The 19,600-nt window shown below is 48.4% G+C and carries 11 protein-coding genes; all 11 read right to left on the reverse strand.

The window, feature by feature from the left end:
• Positions 1-17: 17 nt before the first annotated feature.
• The 11 genes from KDK19_RS13010 to KDK19_RS13060 all read right to left on the reverse strand — a co-directional run bounded on the left by KDK19_RS13010 (position 18) and on the right by KDK19_RS13060 (position 19,551).
• The gene (locus KDK19_RS13010) at positions 18-1,874 is read right to left on the reverse strand and encodes a hypothetical protein (RefSeq protein ID WP_257254504.1); all 1,857 of its coding nucleotides are present in this window, start codon (positions 1,872-1,874) and stop codon (positions 18-20) included.
• 66 nt (positions 1,875-1,940) lie between these two features.
• Complete coding sequence (locus KDK19_RS13015; protein ID WP_257254505.1) at positions 1,941-3,926, reverse strand: hypothetical protein; 1,986 nt, start codon at positions 3,924-3,926, stop codon at positions 1,941-1,943.
• Positions 3,927-4,090: 164 nt separating this feature from the next.
• Positions 4,091-5,980, reverse strand: coding sequence for a hypothetical protein (locus KDK19_RS13020; protein ID WP_257292131.1), 1,890 nt, complete (start codon positions 5,978-5,980; stop codon positions 4,091-4,093).
• A 163-nt stretch (positions 5,981-6,143) separates the two neighbouring features.
• Positions 6,144-7,838, reverse strand: a complete 1,695-nt coding sequence (locus tag KDK19_RS13025) for a hypothetical protein (protein WP_257254507.1) — start codon at positions 7,836-7,838, stop codon at positions 6,144-6,146.
• Between the two features lie 307 nt (positions 7,839-8,145).
• Entirely contained in the window at positions 8,146-9,981 is a 1,836-nt protein-coding gene (locus KDK19_RS13030; RefSeq protein ID WP_257254508.1) for a hypothetical protein, read from the reverse strand.
• 96 nt (positions 9,982-10,077) lie between these two features.
• Positions 10,078-10,290, reverse strand: coding sequence for a hypothetical protein (locus tag KDK19_RS13035; RefSeq protein ID WP_257254509.1), 213 nt, complete (start codon positions 10,288-10,290; stop codon positions 10,078-10,080).
• Positions 10,274-11,941 (reverse strand): hypothetical protein, encoded by a 1,668-nt coding sequence (locus KDK19_RS13040; protein ID WP_257281739.1) that lies wholly within the window; start codon positions 11,939-11,941, stop codon positions 10,274-10,276. The genes KDK19_RS13035 and KDK19_RS13040 overlap by 17 nt, the downstream gene beginning before the upstream one ends.
• Before the next feature lie 184 nt (positions 11,942-12,125).
• On the reverse strand, positions 12,126-13,940 hold the full coding sequence (locus tag KDK19_RS13045; RefSeq protein ID WP_257288423.1) for a hypothetical protein: 1,815 nt from the start codon (positions 13,938-13,940) through the stop codon (positions 12,126-12,128).
• Between the two features lie 92 nt (positions 13,941-14,032).
• On the reverse strand, positions 14,033-14,608 hold the full coding sequence (locus KDK19_RS13050) for a hypothetical protein (RefSeq protein ID WP_257254512.1): 576 nt from the start codon (positions 14,606-14,608) through the stop codon (positions 14,033-14,035).
• Between the two features lie 422 nt (positions 14,609-15,030).
• Positions 15,031-17,181, reverse strand: coding sequence for a hypothetical protein (locus tag KDK19_RS13055; protein WP_257255383.1), 2,151 nt, complete (start codon positions 17,179-17,181; stop codon positions 15,031-15,033).
• Between the two features lie 138 nt (positions 17,182-17,319).
• Positions 17,320-19,551 (reverse strand): hypothetical protein, encoded by a 2,232-nt coding sequence (locus tag KDK19_RS13060; protein WP_257292132.1) that lies wholly within the window; start codon positions 19,549-19,551, stop codon positions 17,320-17,322.
• Positions 19,552-19,600 lie beyond the last annotated feature (49 nt).

Consider the following 19,600-nt stretch of genomic DNA (forward strand, 5'->3'; position numbering starts at 1 on the left):
GAGGGGCAGAGGTCAGCTCAAGGGTTGAGATCATCGTTCCGGTTCACATCTTCGGGCTTGCGTTTTCGATGCTTTCTTTTGTGTTCTGTAAGGTCATGAGCATTGTTGCAGACATACCCGCATGGCCGCAGCTGGCAATCCTCCCCGACTACTGTTACGTCACAGGTTTTTGGTTCGCTATGGTGTCTTCTTTTATGCTCTGTCAGGGCTACGGCATTTTTGCAAGCCTTCCCGCATAGTCGCTGTAGGCCATCATTTTCGAACACTCTCACATCACAGATTTTTTGTCCGGTGTGGTATCTGCTTTTGTGAGACGCCAGAGATAGAGTATTCTTAAGGATCACCCCGCATGAACGCTGTTGACCATCCTCCCCAACCTTTGTGAGACCACAGATTTTTTGCTCGCAGTGGACTCTGCTTTTGTGCTGCGACAGGATACCTGCATTTTTGCAGATCGTTCCGCATGGCTGTGGTTGGCCATCTTCCCCGACAGTGATCAAGTTACAGGTTTTTTGTCCGCTGTGGCATTTGCTTTTGTGACTCGACAGGATTTGAACATTCTTGCAGACCTTTCCGCATGGCTGTTGCTGGCCGTCCTCGCCGATCGATGTTACTTCGCAGGCTTTTTGACCGGTGTGGTATCTGTTTTTGTGAGCTCTCAGAGATCGAACGTTCTTGAAGACCATCGCGCATTGCCGCTGTTGATCGTCTTCGCCAACCACTGTTAAGTCACAGATTTTTTGTCCGGAGTGGTAGCCATGTTTATGAGACAAAAGGGCTTTGGCATTCTTGCAAACTTTTGCGCATGGTCGCCGCTGGCCGTCCTCTCCGACCACTATCACGTCACAGGTTTGCTGTCCGGTGTGGTATCTGCCTTTGTGATCCGAGAGGATTTTAGCATTCCTGCAGACAGTCCCGCATGGTCGATGCTGGCCATCTTCCCCGACCACGATCAGGGGACAGGTTTTTTTTCCGGAGTGGTATTTGCTTTTGTGAACCGCCAGAGCTCGGGCATTTTTGCAGAACTTCTCACATTGTCTCAGGAGGCCATCCTCACCGATCTCTACTACGTCGCAGGTTTTTTGCCCGACAGGCTGAGTTGTTTCGGCTATCCCGGTACCTGATGAGTCTGAGACGAACCCGTCTTTATCGGATGATGGACGGAATTGACAAACGCCATGACAGGGATGGACAAAACAGTTTAAACCCAGAGTATGTGAGTGTTGTTGAGGACCTTCGTTATTGCCACCAGAGACTGAATACAGGGTGCTGGAGAAAGAGCTTATAAGTTGACCGGTGACTTGTGGGCTTCGCTGGCCAGATGATTCTGATACTTGGCCTTGTTGTTGGTCATTTCCAGAGCCGGGCATCATAGTGGTGATCACAAACGGCTGATTCTGACTCGATTCTTGCTGTTGAATCGGATTAAACAGCGGTGAGTCGGGGTTCCAATAGCTTCTTAAAAGACAGCTGACCGCTATAACCACTTCTACAGGTACCCATGAAAAAGGGTTGTAACTCAGAGGGGCGTTTTTGGTGGTCAGGATTACTTCGTAAGCAACCAGCAGATTTGTCGCGTAGAGCCACTGCCAGGAAATCGACTCAATGATGGTCGTTTTTATCTCGTAACTGTATGGTTTGTGTCGTTTTTTATCCGATGGCAAATTTGGTTCTGTATAGTCATCTGCGATAGTGATGACTGACGGGTTTCCGGGCAATGTACGCCCAGGCTTTATAGAAAAACTTTGGTTTGGAAAAACGGCCTTCTGTTCAAGCTCGACAATAAAGCGTTCTGTCAGCGGTTTGGTCTGGCAGACGACAGGCAAAAATAGTGTGAGCAACAATGGTGCAGAAAAAGAAGAGTGTTTAATCATCCTATAGTTGCATTCTAATTTGTAGAAAGGAAGAATAGATCACCTGATGAAAGTGCGGATGTCAGATCAAGGATTGAAGTCGTCGTTCTGGTCGACAACAACGGGCTTGCGTTTACGATGTATTCTTTTGTGTTTCGAAAGGCTGTCAGAATTTTTATAGATCCTTCCACACGGCTGCTGCTGGCCATCCTCTCCGATCGTCACGTCACAGATTTTTTCCTTGCCATGGATTCTGCTTTTGTGATTCGACAGGGTTCTGGCATTGTTGCAGACCTTTCCGCATGGTCGCTGCTGACCATCCTTCCCAACCACGATCACGTTGCAGTTTACTTGACTGCTGTGGACGCTTCTTTTGTGTTCCGACAGGGCTTTAGCGTGTTTGCAGACCTTTCCGCACAGCCGCTGCTGGCCATCCTTCCCGACTAATGTTAAACAACAGGTTTTTTGCCCGCTGTGGTATTCGCTTTTGTGAACCATCAGAGACTGAGCATTCTTGCAGATTTTTCCGCACGGCTGCTGTTGACCATCTTCACCGACCACTGAGAAGTCACAGGTTTTTTGATTGGTGTGGAATCCGCTTTTATGAACCCAGAGGCTTCCGGCATTCTTGCAGACCACTCCGCAAGGTCGCAGCTCGCCATCTTTACCGATTACTGTGACGTCACAGGTTTTTTGCCCGGTGTGGTATCCGCTTTTGTGAGCTGAGAGAATACCAGCATTCTTGCAGAGCCATCCGCATGGTCGCGGCTGACCATCTTTCCCGACCACCATCACGTCACATACTTTTTGCCCGGTGTGGATTTTGCTTTTGTGTTCCGACAGGGCCCGGGCATGCATTGAGACCTTTCCACATGGTCGCAGCTGGCCATCTTCCCCAACCACTATCACGTCACAGGTTTTTTGCCCGGTGTGGTATTTTCTTTTCTGATCCGAGAGAGTTTTTTGGCAATGTGTAGGCACTCCGGGAGTTGCTCCTCCGGGAGGAAGACAATTATTCCCAGGCCCTGGCACATCATCATTGATTAGTCTGGTAACTTCAGTTATGTAAGCTGCTCCTGCGCTCGTTGAGTCTGGGACGACCCAGTCTGGGGCGACTCTGTCTATAGCATTGCTGCTAATGGCCGGGTTGCCATATCCATGAGCCATTAGCTTAATGAGTTGTTCAGAAACCGATTGGGGTTGATAGGCAGGAAGAGGATTCAATGTTTCGAAATGTGAGTGCTGAGGTCTAGCTTCTTCAGGATCAGCATGACTTATGTAAAGAGGATAGTGTCCATGCGTTAAATGGCAGCATGAGCTTCCTGAGGCATTCTGCAGCCATTCAGCGGGCACTCTGTCATTGGATGAGAGTCGCAATTGACAAACACCATTACACGGAAAGACGAAACAATTGAAGCCCAAAGTATGTTGGTGTTGTTGTTGATAGCCTTCGTTACCGTCACCGAAGCGGGAATACCAGAAGCCGGAAAGATAGCTTGTGTGATCCCGGGCGAGCTGGCCGGACGATTTTGATGACTGCTCTTGTTGCTGATAGGTTTGTTGGTTATCTCCAGAGCCAAACATCATTGTGATGGGGGCAAACGGGTGATTCCCCTGTGTTAACGTAGATGTTGCCTCTTGTTGTTCCATCATCTTAAACAGCGGTGAATCGGGGTTCCAATAGCTTCTTAACAGCCAATCAACAGTGACAACCACTTCTAAAGGTATCCATGAATAAGGGGTGGCGTTCAGAGAGGGGCTTTTAGTGGTCATAATCGGTTCGTAATTTACCAGCAGATGAGTAGCGTGAAGCAACTGCCATGAAATCGACTCAATAAGGATCGCTTTGAACCCGTAAACACCGGGTCTATATGGTTTGTCGTCAGGCGGTGAGTCAGATCCTGCATAGCTCTCTGTGCCGACAATGACCGACGGGTTGCCCGGCAATGTATACGGGCCAGGTTTTATGGAAAAGCTCTGGTTTGGAAAAACTGCATTTTGCTCAAGCTCGACAATATAACATTCTGTATAAGATTCGGCCTCACAGACGACAGACAACAACCATAACAGCAACAGTGTTGCCGAAAAGAGTGACTGTTTAATAATTTTATCCTTTCATTCCAGTGGGTAGAGAGGAAGGATAGATCAAGATAATAAGTTTGTTTTTCCGTCCAAGACCTTCTCCTAAAAACGAAAGATGGCGCCGGGCAAAACCTTATGAAAGGGCGGGTGTGAGATCAAGGATTGAGGTTATTATCCCGCTGCAAAGCATCAAACTTGCGCCTTCGATGTCTTCTTTTGTGTTGCGAAAAACTATGAGCGTTAATGAAGATCTTCCCACATGGCTGCGGCTTGCCATCCTTTTCGACCACTATAATGTCACAGGTTTTATCCCCGCTATGGTAGGCGCTTTTGTGGCTCGACAGAGATTGAACATTTTTGCAGACTTTTCCGCACAGCCGCGGCTGGCCATCCTTGTCGATGACTAATATATCACAGGTTTTTTGCGCAGTGTGGTATCCAGTTTTGTGAGACGACAGAGATCCTGTATTCTTGAAGACTACCCCGCATGGCCGGTGCTGGCCATCTTCCCCAACCACTATCACGTCACAGGTTTTTTGCCCGGTATGGATTTTGCCTTTGTGATTCGACAGAGATTTAGCATTCTCAAAGACTTTCCCGCATGGTCGGGGTTGGCCATCTTTCCCTACCACGGTCTCAAAACAGGTTTGTTGTCCGCTGTGACTGCTTCTTTTGTGATCAGATAGGCCTTGAGTGCCCAAGCAGGATTTCCCGCATGGCCGCGACTGACCATCCTCCCCGAACACTGTCATGTCACAAATTTTTTGTCCCCTATGGAATCTGCTTTTGTGATTCGACAGGGATCTGGCATTCTTGAAGATCTTCGCGCATGACTGCGTTTTGCCATCTTTCCCAACCAGGGTTAAGACACAGGTTCTTTGCAAGATGTGGTTGTTGCTTTTGTGATTCCCAGAGGGTTGCTGGCAATCAGTAATTACTTCGGGAGGATTTACTCCGGAAGGCACTCCTTCGGTAGGCGCGCCACCGGTGGCAAGACAGTTATTCTCTGGCATTGGCATATCATCATTGAGTGTCCCAATAGCATCAATTCTGAGGGCTGCCCCTGCTCTTATTGAGTCTGAGGTGACCCCTTCTATGGAATTGCCGCTATTGTATGGGTTGTCATCAATGTCACAAGTCAGAAGCTCAAATGGTAGGTCAGAGATCGACTGAGGTTGGATGGCTGGAAGAGGATTCAACCTTTCAAAATGTGAGTTTTGAGATGTAGCATCGACAGGATCAACATAACCAATGCAGCTTAAGCAGTGTCCGTACGCTAAATGGTGGCATGAGCTTTCGAAGGAACTCAGCTGTGATTCAGCTGGCCCTCTGCCATCGGATGAGTGTCGGAATCGACAAAGCCCATGACAAGGAAAGACGAAACAATTGAAACCCAAAGTATGTTGCTGCTGTTGAGGGTCTTCGTTACCGCCACCAGAGTGAGCGTAAGGGAGGCTGGTTAAGCAGCGTGTGGCAACCGGGGCGTGCTGGCCGGATGAGTCTGATGGCAGATCTTGTTGCTGATAAGGTTGTTGGTTATTTCCAGAGCCAAACATCATAGTGATGGAGGTAAACGCTTGATTCTCCTGTGTCGACATAAATGTTGCCTTTTGCTGTTTCATCGGGTTAAACGACGGTGAATCGGAGTTCCAATAGCTGTTTAAAAACCACCCGGCAGCGATAACCATTTCCAGGGATGGCCATGAAGAAGGGGTGGCGTTCAGGGGGGCACTTCTGGTGTTAAGAATCTTTTCGTAACCCACCAGCAGATAAATGGCGTAAAGAAACTGCCTGGAAATCGAATCAATAAGGATTGCTTTGAGCCTATAACCACCAGGTCTGTGTGGTTTGTCTTTAGGCGGTGAGTCAGATCCTTCATAGCCGTTTATGTCAGCGATGACTGACGGGTTGCCTGGCGATGTATGAGGGGCAGAGTTTATAGAAGAGCTACGGTTTGGAAAAACAGCATTCTTTTCAGGATCGACAAGAAAACGTTCTGCAAACGATTCGGCCTCATAGGCGACAGATAACAATATTATCAGCAACAGTGCTGCCGCAAAGAGTGACTGTTTAATAATTCTATCCTTGCATTTTAGTGGCTAGAAGGAAGGATAGATCAAGATAATCAGAGTGTTTTTCTGTCATAGACCTACAATCAAAAGCTAAGTGTGGAATCACGCAAAACCTCTTGAAAGAGTCGGTGTCAGATTAAGGGTTGAGGTTATCATTCTGGTTTTCATTATCACGCTTGTGTTTTCGATGCCTTCTTTTGTGTTCCCAGAGGCAATGAGCATTGTTGGAGATCTTCCCGCATAGCTGCCGCTTGCCATTCTTCCCGATCACTATCATGTCACAGGCTTTTTTCCCGGTGTGGTATCCGGTTTTGTGAGACGACAGAGATCCAGTATTCTTGCAGACCGCCCCGCATAGCCGCGGCTGGCCATCTTTCCCTACCGCTATCACGTCACAGATTTTTTGCCCAGTATGGTATCTGCTTTTGTGAACCGTCAAGCTTCGAGCACTCCTGCAGATTTTACCGCATGGCCCGGGTTGGCCATCTTCCCCAACCACTATCACGTCACAGATTTTTTGCTCGCTGTGGACACTTCTTTTATGTTCCGTCAGACCTTGAGAGCCCTTGCAGGCCATTCCACATGGCCGCGGCTGGCCATCCTCCCCGACCACTGTCAGGTCACAGATTGTTTGCCGAATGCAGCGTTTGCTTTTGCGATCTGACAGAGCTTGTTGGTAATGTGTAGTTTTTCCGGGAGGCGATCCTCCGGGAGGCGATCCTCCGGGGAGCGGTGCTCTGGCAGCAAGACGGTTTTTCCCAGCCATTGGCATATCATCTCTGAGTGGCACGGTAGCGTCAGTTGCATGGTCTGCCTCAGAGCTTATTGCGTCTGAGACGATCCCGTCTGAGGCAATCCAGCAGTCTAAGAGGATCCCGTCTATAGAGTTGCCGCTGTTGGCTGGGTCGCCATCAATGCCGTGGGTCAGTAGCTCAAATAGCAGGTCAGAAGCCGATTGGGGTTGAATGGTAGCAGGAAGATTCAATCTTTCGAACTGTGAACTTTGAGGTGTAACTTCTACAGGATCAACATAACCTATGCAACGAAGACAATGCCCATGCGTCAAATGGCGGCATGAGCTTTCTGAGGAAATCGGCTGCCATTCATTGAGCCCTCTGCCATCCGGTGAGTAGTGGAATTGACAAACGCCATGACAGGGAGAGACGAAACAATTGAAATCCAGGGTATGTTGGTTTTGTTGAGGGCCTTCGTTACCGCCACCAGAGCGGGAATACAGGAAGCTATCGAAACAGGTTGTAGCAACCGGGACATGTTGGCCGAATGAATCTGATGGCGGGTCTTGTTGCTGATGTGGTCGTTGGTTATTTCCAGAGTCAAACATCACAGTGATAATGGCAAACGTTTGATTCTCCTGTGTCAACATGGATGTTGCCTCCTGCTGTGTCATCGGGTTAATCAGCGGTGAATCGCAGTTCCAATAGCATTTTAAAAGCCAAGCGACAGCGATAGCCCATTCTACAGGTATCGATGAATAAGGTTTGGCTTTCAGAGGAAGGGCTTTAGTGGTCAGGATCAGTTCGTAACTCACTCGCAGATGAGTCGCGTAAAACAACTGCCGCGAAATCCGCTCAATAAGGAACGCATTGATCCCCTGAACGTCCGATTTGCGTGGTTTGTCTTCAGGTGGTGAGTCAGATGTTGCGTAGCCGTCAGTGTTGGCAATGACTGACGGGTTGCCCGGCAATATATGCGGATCAAACTTTACAGAATAGCTCTGGTTCGGGTAAATAGCATTCTGTCCACACTCTGCAATAAAACATTCTGGAAACGATTCGCCCTGACAGAGGGCAGACAACAATAATATCAGCAACAGTGCTGTTGCAAAGAGTGACTGTTTAATAGTTCTATCCTTGCATTCTGGTGGTTAGAGAGGAAGGATAGATCAAGATAATCATTGTGTTTTTCTGTCTGAGACCTTCCGTCAAAAATCCATGGAAGCGCTTGTGCACACTTTGATGAGCCCGAGCATTGCGATCACGGGCCATCCTGTTGTCAGATGGATGGCCTCGGGGATCTACTTAAGCGACCAGTGTCATTTAGTAGAAGGCGGGTGTTGTCTCCTACAGAGGTGTAGTTTTTTGCCCCATTCTTTCCACCTTCTCTTATTTAGGGCTGGGTTAGTCTTCTTGAGAGCTGGGGTCATTGTTCTGATCGACATCAACGTGTTTGCGCTTTAGATGCTTGCTTCTGTGCATCGACAGGGCCTCAGCACTTTTGCAGACCACCCCGCCTATCTGCTGCAGACCATGATCTCCGGCCACTTTTACGTAGCAGGTTTTTCGTCCGGAGTGGTGCTTGCTTTTGTGAACTGACAGAGACGGAGTATTCTTAGTGACTTTCCCGCATGGCCGCGGCTGCCCATCCTTCCCGATTACGGTCGCATTACAGATCTGTCGCCCGCTGTGGCTTCTGTTTTTGTGATCCCACAGAACTTTGGCATTCTTGCAGATCTTCCCGCATCGCCGCAGCTGGCCGTCTTCTCCGACTTCGATCAAGTCACAGGTTCGTTGACCTGCGTGTTCTTTTTTTTTGTGATCCGACAGCGTCCTTGTATTTGTGCTGATAGCCCTGCATGGTAGCAGTTGGCGATCCTCTCCGATCACGGAAACGTTGCAGATTTTTGGACCGGAGTGCTCTCTACCTTTGTGAGACGACAGAGACTGGATATTCTTGTAGACTCTGCCACATGGTCGTTGCAGGCCATCTTCCCCGATCACGGTCTTATCACAGATTTTTTGCCTTCTGTGGATTTTTCTTTTGTGAGCCGACAAGGCTTGAACACTCATCCAGGTCTTCTTGCCTGGCCGCGGCTGACCATCCTCCTTGACCACCGTCGCATCATTGGTTAATTGCCCGGTGTTGTGTTCACACGGAGCTTCTGAGCTGTCTGTCTGAGAAAGAGTTTGGCTCTGCGCGAATTGGGATGGTTCAGGGGTTGTTTCTTGTGGTTCTGAAGTCCCAATTTTGGGTGTGGATTGGATATTCGTAGCGAGAATTTCGATCTCCTTGAAATTGCCAGGTGTATTTCGTGGCCCGTTAATGGCCGCAAGATCATCCGCTATGGAAGACCAACAGCTCGGCGTTGGCACACCATCGTTGAGAGAAGCTTCAGGGGCAGGCGTTGAGCATCTGACGTTTACAAGATCAAAATAATCTATGCAACCAAGACAATGTCCACGGGTAAGATGGGGGCATGAGCTTTCGAACGAACTCAGCGGCCATTCATCTAGCCCTGTGCTATGGAGTGATGGTCGGAGTTGGCAAACGCCATGACAGGGATGGACGAAACAATATAAATCCAAAGTATGCGAGTATTGCTGAGGGTTCTTGTTGCCGTCGTCAAAATCAGAATACGATGGACCAGTGAAAAAGCCTGTAGGTTGAGCGTTGGCATCCGCGGCGTGCTGCCCGGATGATACTGATGACTGGTATGGTTGTTGGTTATTTCCAGAGCCAGCAGGCACCATAATGATGGCCGCAAACGTGTGATCCCACTGTGTCAGCATAGATGTTGCTTCTCGTTGCTCCATCGAGTTAAACATCAGTGAGTCGGGGTTCCAATAGCTTTTCAGAAGCCAACCGACAATGAAAACCACTTCTCCAGGTAGCCATGAATAAAGGGTAGAGCTTAAAGCGTTATCTTTGGCGGTGAGGATCAGTTCGTAATCAAAGAGCAGATGGGTGGTGTAAAGCCATTGCCACGAAATCGACTTGATAACGGTCGTTTTTACCCCGTAACTGCCAGATCTGTGTGGTTTGTCATCAGGCGGAAAACCTGATAGTCCATAGCTGTTTGTGTCAGTAATGACTGACGGGCTGCCCGCTAATGGATGCAGGTCACTCTTTATAGAAAAGCTCTGGTTTGGAAATACCGCATTTTGCTCAAGCTTGACAATATAACGTTCCGTCAAGGGTTGGGCCTGAGTGACGACAGACAGCCACAGTAGTAGCAATAGCGGTGCCGCAAAGAGTGAGTGTTTAATCGTTTTATCACTGCGTTCTGGTTGATAGAGAGGAATGATAGATCAAGAGAATAAGCGTGTTTTCTGTCAAAGATCCGACAGGGCCTGGGCATTCATGACAACCTTCCCGCATGACCGCAGCTGGCCACCCTCTCCGACTACTGTTACAACACAGGTTTTTTGCCCGCTGTGAACTTTGCATTTGTGATCAGACAGGGCTTTAAGATTGTTGTAAAAACAAAAGTTGCGAAAGGCAAAAAACCATTGAAGTATGGGTGTCAGATCAAGGGCCGAGGTCATCGTTCTGGTCCAGATCAGCATTTTTGCTTTTTCGATGTCTACCTTTGTGATCTGACAGGGCTTTAAGATTCTTGCAGATCTTTCCACATGGCCGCTGCTGGCCATCCTCACCGACCACTGTTATGTAGCAGGTTTTTTGGCTGCTGTGGACAGTTCTTTTGTGATCCGAAAGGGCATTAACATTCCTGCAGACTGTCCCGCATGACTGATACCGACCATCCTCCCCGACTATCTTAAAGTCACAGGTTCGTTGCCCGCTGTGGTTTTTTCCTTTGTGATCCGAAAGGGCTTTCGCACTCTTGCAGACCGTTCCGCATCGCCGCTGTTGGCAATTCTGTCCAACAACGGTTATTTCACAGGTTCGTTGCCCGCTGTGGACACTTCTTTTATGGTGCGACAGGGCTTGAGAATTCTTGCAGATCTTCCCGCATCGCCGTTGCCGACCATCCTCAATGAACATGGGGACGTCACAGATTCGTTGCGCGGTGTGGTATTTTGTTTTGTGAGACGACAGGGCTTTAGCACTCTTACACAATCTCCCGCATGGCCGCTGCTGGCCATTCCATCCAATCACTAATACGTCACAGGTTTTTGGCCCGGTGTGGTATGCGCTTTTGTGAGTTGACAAGGCTTGAACATTCCTGCAGACCTTTCTGCAGGGTCGCTGCCAACCATCTGCTCCAACTATTGTCACATCGCAGGTTGGTTGCTCCGTGTGGTACTCTCTTTTGTGGTCCGACACGACTTGTATTGTGCCTTTCAGGGAAAGATCAATTGGACTCTTACCTAATTGGGATGATGCAGTGCTTGTTTGGTATGTTTCTGAACATGCAACCTTAGAGGAAATTCCGGATTCTTCGAGAAAATTATTCAGATTAAATGGCTCCCCGGCGGCAGTTGCATAGGCAGCCTGTTTGATTTTTAAAGGATTAAAAGGACTTATGCAACTAAAGCAGTATCCATTAGCCAAATGAGAGCATGAGCTCTCTACGGAATTTAGAGACCATTCATCAGGCTCGCTGATACAGGATGATGATCGTAATTGACAAACGCCACGACAGGGATGGACAAAACAATTTAAACCCAAAGTATGTGAGTGTTGTCGAGGGTTTCCGTTACCGCGGCCAAAGCTGGAATAAAGGGGGGCAGTTAACGAGCCTGCAGGGTGGGTGATTGTTCTTGAAGTTCTCTGGCCTAATGATTCTGATGGCTGGTCTTGTTGTTCTTGTCCAGAACCTACCATCATAGTGATGGTGGCAAACGAGTGACCCCCCTGTAAGCGCATGGGTGTTGTCTCTTTTTGTTCAATCGGATTAAACGACAGTAAATCAGGGTTCCAATGGCTTTTTAAAAGCCAGCAGACGGCGATAACCACCTCTACAGGTAGCCATGAATATGAGCTGGAGCGTGGAGGGGTGTCTCTGGTGGCAGAGATTAGTTCGCAAGGCACCAGCAGATGAGTGACGTAAAGCCATCGCCATGAAATCGACTCAATAATCGTCGCAGATCTATGTGGTTTGTCGTTAAAGAGTGAATCTGACTCTTGATAGTCGTTTGCGCCGGCAATGTCTGGTAACTCTTCAAGCGTGGTAACAAAAGGTCTTGTCAACGGTTGAGCCTGAGTGATGACAGACAACGTCAATATCAGCAACAGCATTGCCGTAGAGAGTGAGTGTTTAATCTTACTAACCTTGCATTCTGGTCTACCAAGAGGAAGGGTAGAGCAAGAAAATAAATGTATTTTCGGCCACAGACCTTCTGTTAAATACCAAAGTTTGCACAAGGCAAAACCCCATGAAAGGGCGCGTGTCAGACCAACGACTGAGCTCACCGCTTTAGTCCAGATCAACAGGTTTGCGTTTTCGATGCACTCTTTTGTGATCTGACAGGGCTTTAAGGTTCTTGCTGATCTTCCCACATGGCCGTTGCTGGCCATCCTTCCCGACGACTGTCAGGTAGCAGATTTGTCGCTTGCCGTGGGCGCTTCTTTTGTGATTCGACAGGACTTGTATATTCCTGCAGAGCATCCCGCATGGCCGCGGCTGACCATCCTTGTCGACCACGTTCATGTCACAGGTTTGTTGTCCGCTGTGGTCTCTTTTTTTGTGATTGAACAGGGCATTAGTATTCTTGCAGACTGCACCACATGGCCGCTGCCGACCATCCCCCGCGATCATTGTTATGTCACAGATTTTTTGCCCGGTGTGATATAAGCTTTTGTGAACCGAAAGGGCTTTGACATTTTTGCAGATTTTGCCGCATGACTGCTGCTCACCATTCTTCCCGATCATGGGCATGTCACAGGTTTTTTGCCCGGTATGTTTTCTTTTTTTGTGATTCGAAAGAGCATTTGTATTCTTGCAGACAGTCCCACATGGGTACTGCTGGCCATCTTCCCCGATCACTGTTACGTCACAGGTTTTTTGCCCGGTATGATATGCGCTTTTGTGAACTGACATGGCTTTGGCGTTCTTACTGGTTTTACCGCACGACTGTTGCTGACCGTTCTTCCCGACCACTATAGCGTCACAGGTTTTTTGTCCGGTGTGCTTTATTTTTTTGTGATCCCTTAGGGCAGCAGCATTCTTGCAGACTATCCCACACGGATGCTGTCGGCCATCATCCCCAACTATTTTCACGCCGCAGGTTGATTGCTCAGTGTGGTATTCGCTTTTGCGATCAGACAGGGCTTGTGTTGTGCCTTTCCGGACGGGATGAGCTTGGCTTTGACCCAATTGGGATGATGCAGTGGGTGTTTGCTGTGTTTCTGAATGGGTAAGCATAGAGGATGTACCAGATTCTCCTGGAAAGCTATGTAGATTGAGTGGTTCGTAATGGGTATTTTTATAGACGACTTGTGTAATGTTTAAAGAATCAAAATGACCTATGCAACTAAAGCAGTGCCCATCAGACAAATGGGGGCATGAGCTTTCTGAAGAATTTAGCGACCATTCAACAGATCCTCTGTTATCGGATGATAGTCGTAATTGACAAAAGCCATGACAGGGATGGACGAAACAATTTAAATCCAATGTATGTGATTGTTGTTGAGGCTCTCCGTTGCCGCCACCATAGTCAGTCATACCAAGAGGGCGGAAGGAAGAGCCTTTGAGTTGGATGGTTGCTCCTGAGGCTTCCCAACCGGATGATTCTGATGGCTGGCCCTGATGTTGGTCTCGTCCAGAACCCGTTATCATTGTGATCATAGCAAACGAGAGGTCCACCTGTGTCAGCATAGGGGTTATCTCTTTTTGTTCCATCGATTTAAGCGACAGTGAATCAAGATTCCAATAGTTTTTTAAAAGCCAAACGACAGCGACAACCACTGCTAAAGGTAACCATGAATAAGAATTGGAGCACAGAGGGACAATTTTGGTGTTCAGGGTCAGTTCGTAACCCGTCAGCAGATGAGTGATGTAAAGCCATTGCCAGAAAGTCGATTCAATGATGGTTGTTTTTACCCCATAATCTTGATTGTCATGAAGCAGCGACTCTGAAACAACATAGCCATTTGTTTCAGTGATGTCTGGAAGTGTATGCCGATCGCACTTTATAGAAAAGCTCTGGTTGGAAAAAACTGCATTCTCTTCAAACTTGACAATAAAACGCTCTGTCCATGGTTCAGCCTGACAGACGACAGATAACAGCAACGACAGCATTGCCGCAGAGAGTGAGTGTTTAATCTTTCTATCCTTGCCTTCCGGTCTACAGAGAGGAAGGATAGAACAAGAAAAGTAGTGTGTTATTCGCTTCTGTGGTCCAACAGGGCCTTTATTGTGCCTTTCCGGGAAAGATAAATCTGGCTCTTGATCCGTAGGGATGATGCAGTGGTTGTCTGCTGTTTTTCCGAGTGGGTAAGCGTACGGGAAATAACGGATTCTCCGTGAAAACTATCCAGATTGAGTGGCCCGTAAGGGGCAGTTGTATAGTCGGCCTGTGTAATGTTTAGAGGCTCAAAATGACCAATGCAACTAAAGCAGTGCCCATCAGCCAAATGAGGGCATGAGCTTTCTGCGGAATTCAGCGGCCATTCATCGGGCCATCTGCTATTCGATGATGGTCGGAATTGACAAATACCATGACAGGGATTGGCGAAACAATTTAAGCCCAGAGTATGTGAGTGTTGTGGAGGGTCTCCACTACCGCTGCCAAAGCCAGAACACACGAGGTCATTGAGAGAGCCTGTGGATTGGGTGATTACCTCTGAGGCTCTCCGGCCGGATGGTTCTGATGGCTGGCCTTTCTGTTGGTCTTGCCCGGAACCCAATGTCACCAACAATCGAGTTTGAGTGACGACAAACAGTGACAATAACAGCAACAGTGGTGCTGTAAAGAGTGAGTGTTTAGTAATTCTATCCCTGTGCTGGCTTACAGAGAGGAAGGATAGAATAGGACAATCAGTGTGTTTTTGTCTTTTGGACGTTCTGGGCTATTCTCGCAAAATCGCTAATCCTAATGACGGGTAGAGGGTTAAATAAGATCCCTCTGTAGGGGACAATTTAGAGACAAAGCGTGATATGAAAGGGTAAATAGGTGGCCAATACCAAGTATTCTGCAAGCATCCCGTATTGCCCGAACTATGGGGCATGGTACCGAGATCAACTCCAGGCGTAAACGTCTCAAGCGCTTCTTCGTCCGGAGTGGCGTTAATAAGCTCGCAGTTATACCTGCTGGCGAGTACCCGCTCTCCCTTTTATATCAGGATTCGTTACGAAATTGTCCCCTACAGAGATCAGATCCTTACTTGTACGCTTTACTTTTTTGAGGACCAAGGCCATCCTCCTGCTGCGATTCAACGGGCTTGCGCTTTCGATGTCTTATTTTATGTTCCGTCAGGGCCTTGGCATTCTTGCACACCTTGCCGCATGGTCGCTGCTGGCCATCCTCTCCGACCACCCTCGCGTCACAGTTTTGTTGTCCGGTGTGGTATCTTCTTTTGTGATCTGAGAGGGCCTGAGGATTTTTGAAGACCCTCCCGCATGAGCGCTGCTGACCATCTTCCCCGACCATTATTGCGAAGCAGCTTTGTTGCCCCCTGTGGACTTTTCTTATGTGGCCTGTCAGGGCATTGACATTCTTGCAGACCTTCCCGCACGATTGATGCAGACCATTCTCCCCGACCACAGTCACGTTACAGGTTCGTTGTCCGCTGTGATTTTTTCTTTTGTGATCCGAAAGGGCTTTGGCGCTGCTGCAAATCATCCCACATGTCTGCCGTTGGCCATCCTCTCCGGGCACGGTCACCACGTCACAGGTCCGTTGCCCAGTGTGGAGTTTTCTTTTGTGATAGATCAGAGCTTGAGCATTCTTGCAAACCATACCGCATAGCTGCTGCTGGCCATCCTCCCCGATCATTGTCGTGTCACAGGTTTGTTGCCCGGTGTGGTCTTTTCTTATGTGATATCGCAGGGATTGACCATTCTTCCAGACCATACCGCATCGCCGCAGCTGGCCATCCTCATCGATTACGGTCAGGTCACAGGTTTGTTGCACCATGTGGTTTCTTCTCTTGTGTTCCAACAAGGTTTTAGCATTGATGCAGATCATCCCGCATGGCCGCTGCCGGCCATCCTCCCCAATCACTTTTACTTGACAGGTTTTCGGCCCGCTGTGGTATATGCTCTTGTGAGCTGAAAGTACTCCGGCATTCTTGTAAACTTTCCCGCATGGCCGTGGCTGACCATCCTCCCCAATTTCTGCCACGTCGCAGGTTTGTTGCCCGCTGTGTTTTTTTCTTTTGTGACCCCTCAGGGCATCAGCATTCTTGCAGACCTCAGCGCATGGTCGCTGCCGGCCATCTTCCCCTACTACTGTCATGTCACAAATGTGTTGTTTAGTGTGGTATTCGCTTTTGTGATCGGACAGGGCTGCTATTGAACCTTCCCGGAAAAGATGAGCTTGACTCTGACCCGATTGGGATGGTTTATAGGTTTGTTGTTGTATTTCTGAATGGGGAAGCGAAAAGAAAAGCCCGCCTTCTTTGGAAAAATGATGCAGGTTGAGAGGCTCGGCAGGGGGCGCTGAATAGTGGGCTCCCGCACTCATTGGTTGTATCGTGTTTACAGGATAAAAATGACCTTCGCTATTGAAGTATTCTCCATCAGACAAATGGGGCCACAGGCTTTCTGTGTAATTCTGCGGCCATTCAGCGGGCCCTCTGTTATCGGATATTAGCCGTAATTGACAAAAGCCATGACAGGGATGGACGAAACAATTTAAACCCAAAGTATGAAGGAGTTGTTGAGGGCTCTCGCTACCGTCGTCAGAGTCAAAATGCAAGAGGCTGATGAAATTGCCTGTGTGGTGGCTGATGGCACCCGGGAGTTGCTGCCCCGATGATTCTGATGGCTGGCCTGATTGTTGGTCTTGTCCAGAACTAAACGTTACGATGAGGGTGGCAAACGGGTGATCCTGATTCGGTTCTTTTTGTTCGATTGGGCTAAACGACGTTGAATCAGGATTCCAGTAGCTTTCTGAAAACCGACCGAGAGCAACAAACATTTCCAGAGGGAACCATGAATATGAGGTGGCGCGCAGAGAGACGTCTCCGGTAGTCAGGATTGGTTCGTAACCCAGCAGGAGGGGGGTGGCGTGGAGCCATTGCCACGAAAACGACTTAAGAATGGTCGTTTTTGCCCGGTAACCGCCAGTTCCTGATGGTTTGTCATCAGGCAGCGAATCTGATTCTGCATAGTCGTTTGTATCGGCAATGTCTGATGGGTTGTCTGGCAATCTTTGCTGATCAGGCTTTGTAGATAAGCTTTGGTTTGGATAGCCTGTTTTCCCTTCAAATTCGACAGTAAAACGTCCTGTCCACGGTTCGGCCCGACAGACGACAAAAAACAACAATGGCAGCAACAATGTTACCGCAAAGAGTGAGTGTTTAATCATTCTATCCTTGCGTCCTGATATACAGAGAGGAAGGATAGATCAAGAAAATAAGTGTGTTTTTTGAAATCCCCGGGCCACTCAGGTAAAGCCGTTAAGCCTTAATGAAGGGGAGGGCAGATCAGATCGTTCTTATTTACTTTATTGAGGTTCTTTGTCATCGTACTGCTCCCTGTCAACGAGCTTGCGCTTTCGATGTCTTCTTTTGTGATCTTCCAGAGCTTGAATATTCTTGCAGACCTTCTGGCACGGCCGCTGCTGGCCATCCTTTCCGACCAATGTTATGGCACAGGTTTGTTGTCCGCTGTGGACTTTGCTTTTGTGATTCGAGAGGGCTTGAGCATCCTTGCAGAACTTGCCACATTGCTGCTGAAGGCCATCCTTCCCGACTAAAGTCACGTCACAGGCTTGTTGCCAGGTGTGGGCTTTTCTTTTGTGATCCGTCAGGGTTCTGGCGCTTTTGCAGATCTTCCCACATGGCCGCGGCTGGTTATCCTTGCCGACCACGGTTATGGCACAGGTTCTTTGTCCGCTGTGAGCTCTTCTTTTATGATCCGTCAGAGCTCTGGCACACTTCCAGATCGTTCCGCATGGCCGTGGCTGGCCATTCTCCCAGACTAAGGTTATGTCACAGGTTTGTTGCCCGGTGTGCTCTTTTCTTTTGTGTTCCCATAGGGCGTTAACATTCTTGCAGACCATTCCACATGGTCGCCCCTGGCCATCCTCTCCGGTCACTGTTACGTCACAGGTTCTTTGCCCGCTGTGGCATGAGCTTTTGTGAACCGAAAGAACCTCAATATTCTTGTAGACCCTACCGCATGACTGTTGCTGGCCATCCTTCCCGATCACAGTCACGTTACAGGTTTGTTGCCCGCTGTGGTATCTTCTTTTGTGGTCCGTCAAGCCTTTAAGGTTCTTGCAGACAGTCCCGCATGGCCTCTGCTGGCCATCCTCCCCGATTACTGTCCTGTTACATTTTTGTTGCCTGCGATGGAAGCTTCTTTTGTGATTCCCCAGAGCGCAAGCATTCCTAAAGACAATTCCGCATGGTCGCTGCTGGTCATCCTTCCCAACCACGGTCACGTTACAGGTTTTTTTCCCGGTGTGGTATTTGCTTTTGTGACATGACAGGGATTGAGCATTGCTGAAGGCCCTCCCGCATGGTTGCTGCTGACCATCTTTCCCGACCAATTTTATGTTGCATATTATATGTTTTTTGTCGTATATGTTTTTGTTATTCGGCTGCGCTTGTGTTGTGACTGTCCGGGAAAGATAAGGTTCGCTCTGAGCCAATCGGGATGACTCCGTGGCGTTTTGCTGCGTTTTTGAATGGGTAACGGGAATCCCGACTTCTTTGAGACTACCACCCAGATCGAGTGGCCTGCCAGTGGTCATCAAGTCATCAGCGTTGAAAGGCAAATTCCAGAGCATTAAAGCATCATCATTGAGTGGCTCGGCAAGATTGGTTGTATAGGTTGTTCCGGCACTCATCATGAGCGTAGCGTTAACGGTATCAGCATGAACTATGCAACTAAAGCACTGTCCATTGGCTAAATGGGGGCATGAGCTTTGATCATGTAGTGCTCCTGTGTGGCCTGTCGAACTTTCTACGAAGTTCAGCGACCATTCAGAGGGTGCTGTGTTATCGGATGATTTTCTGAGTTTACAAACGCCACGACAGGGATAGACAAAACAATTTAAACCCAAAGTATGCAGGTGTCGTTGAGGACCGCTGTTATCGTCGCCATAGTTAGTACTCAGGGAGCCAGTGAATGAGCCTATACAGTGGGTGGATGTTCCCGGGGCTTTTTGGCTGGATGATTCAGATGGCTGGTGTGGTTGTTTATGGCCTGAGCCAAGCATTGTAGTGATGGCCGCAGACGGGTGATCCTGTCCCACCTCTTGTTGTTCAGTGAGGGTAAAAAGCGGTGAATCAGAGTTCCAATAGTTTTTTAAAAGCCAACTGACAGCGACAAACACTTCTACAGGCAACCAGGGATAAGGAGTGGAGCTTACGGGGGTATGTTTGGTGTTCAGGATCAGTTCGTAATCAACCAGCAGGGTGGAGGCATAAAGCAATTGCCACGAAATCGACTCAATAAGGGCGGGAGGGACACTGTAACAGCCATGTATCTTTTGTTTGTTATCAGCTAGAAAATCTGAACTTGCATAACTGTTTGTTTCGGCAATGTTCGACGGATTATCCGAACGTCTGAGATGGTCAAGCTTTATACGAAAGCTCTGGTTTGGAAAAACTGCATTTCGTCCAAATTCGACAATACAGCATTCTGTCAAAGGTTGAGCTTGACAGGCGACAGGCAGTGTCAGTACCAGCATTGCAGACAAGAGTGAGCGTTTAATAATTCTACACATGCATTCTAGTTGGTAGAGAGGAAGGATAGACCAAACAATAAGAGAGTTT

The organism is Endozoicomonas sp. ONNA1 (genome assembly GCF_024606325.1).
GTDB lineage: Bacteria > Pseudomonadota > Gammaproteobacteria > Pseudomonadales > Endozoicomonadaceae > Endozoicomonas_A.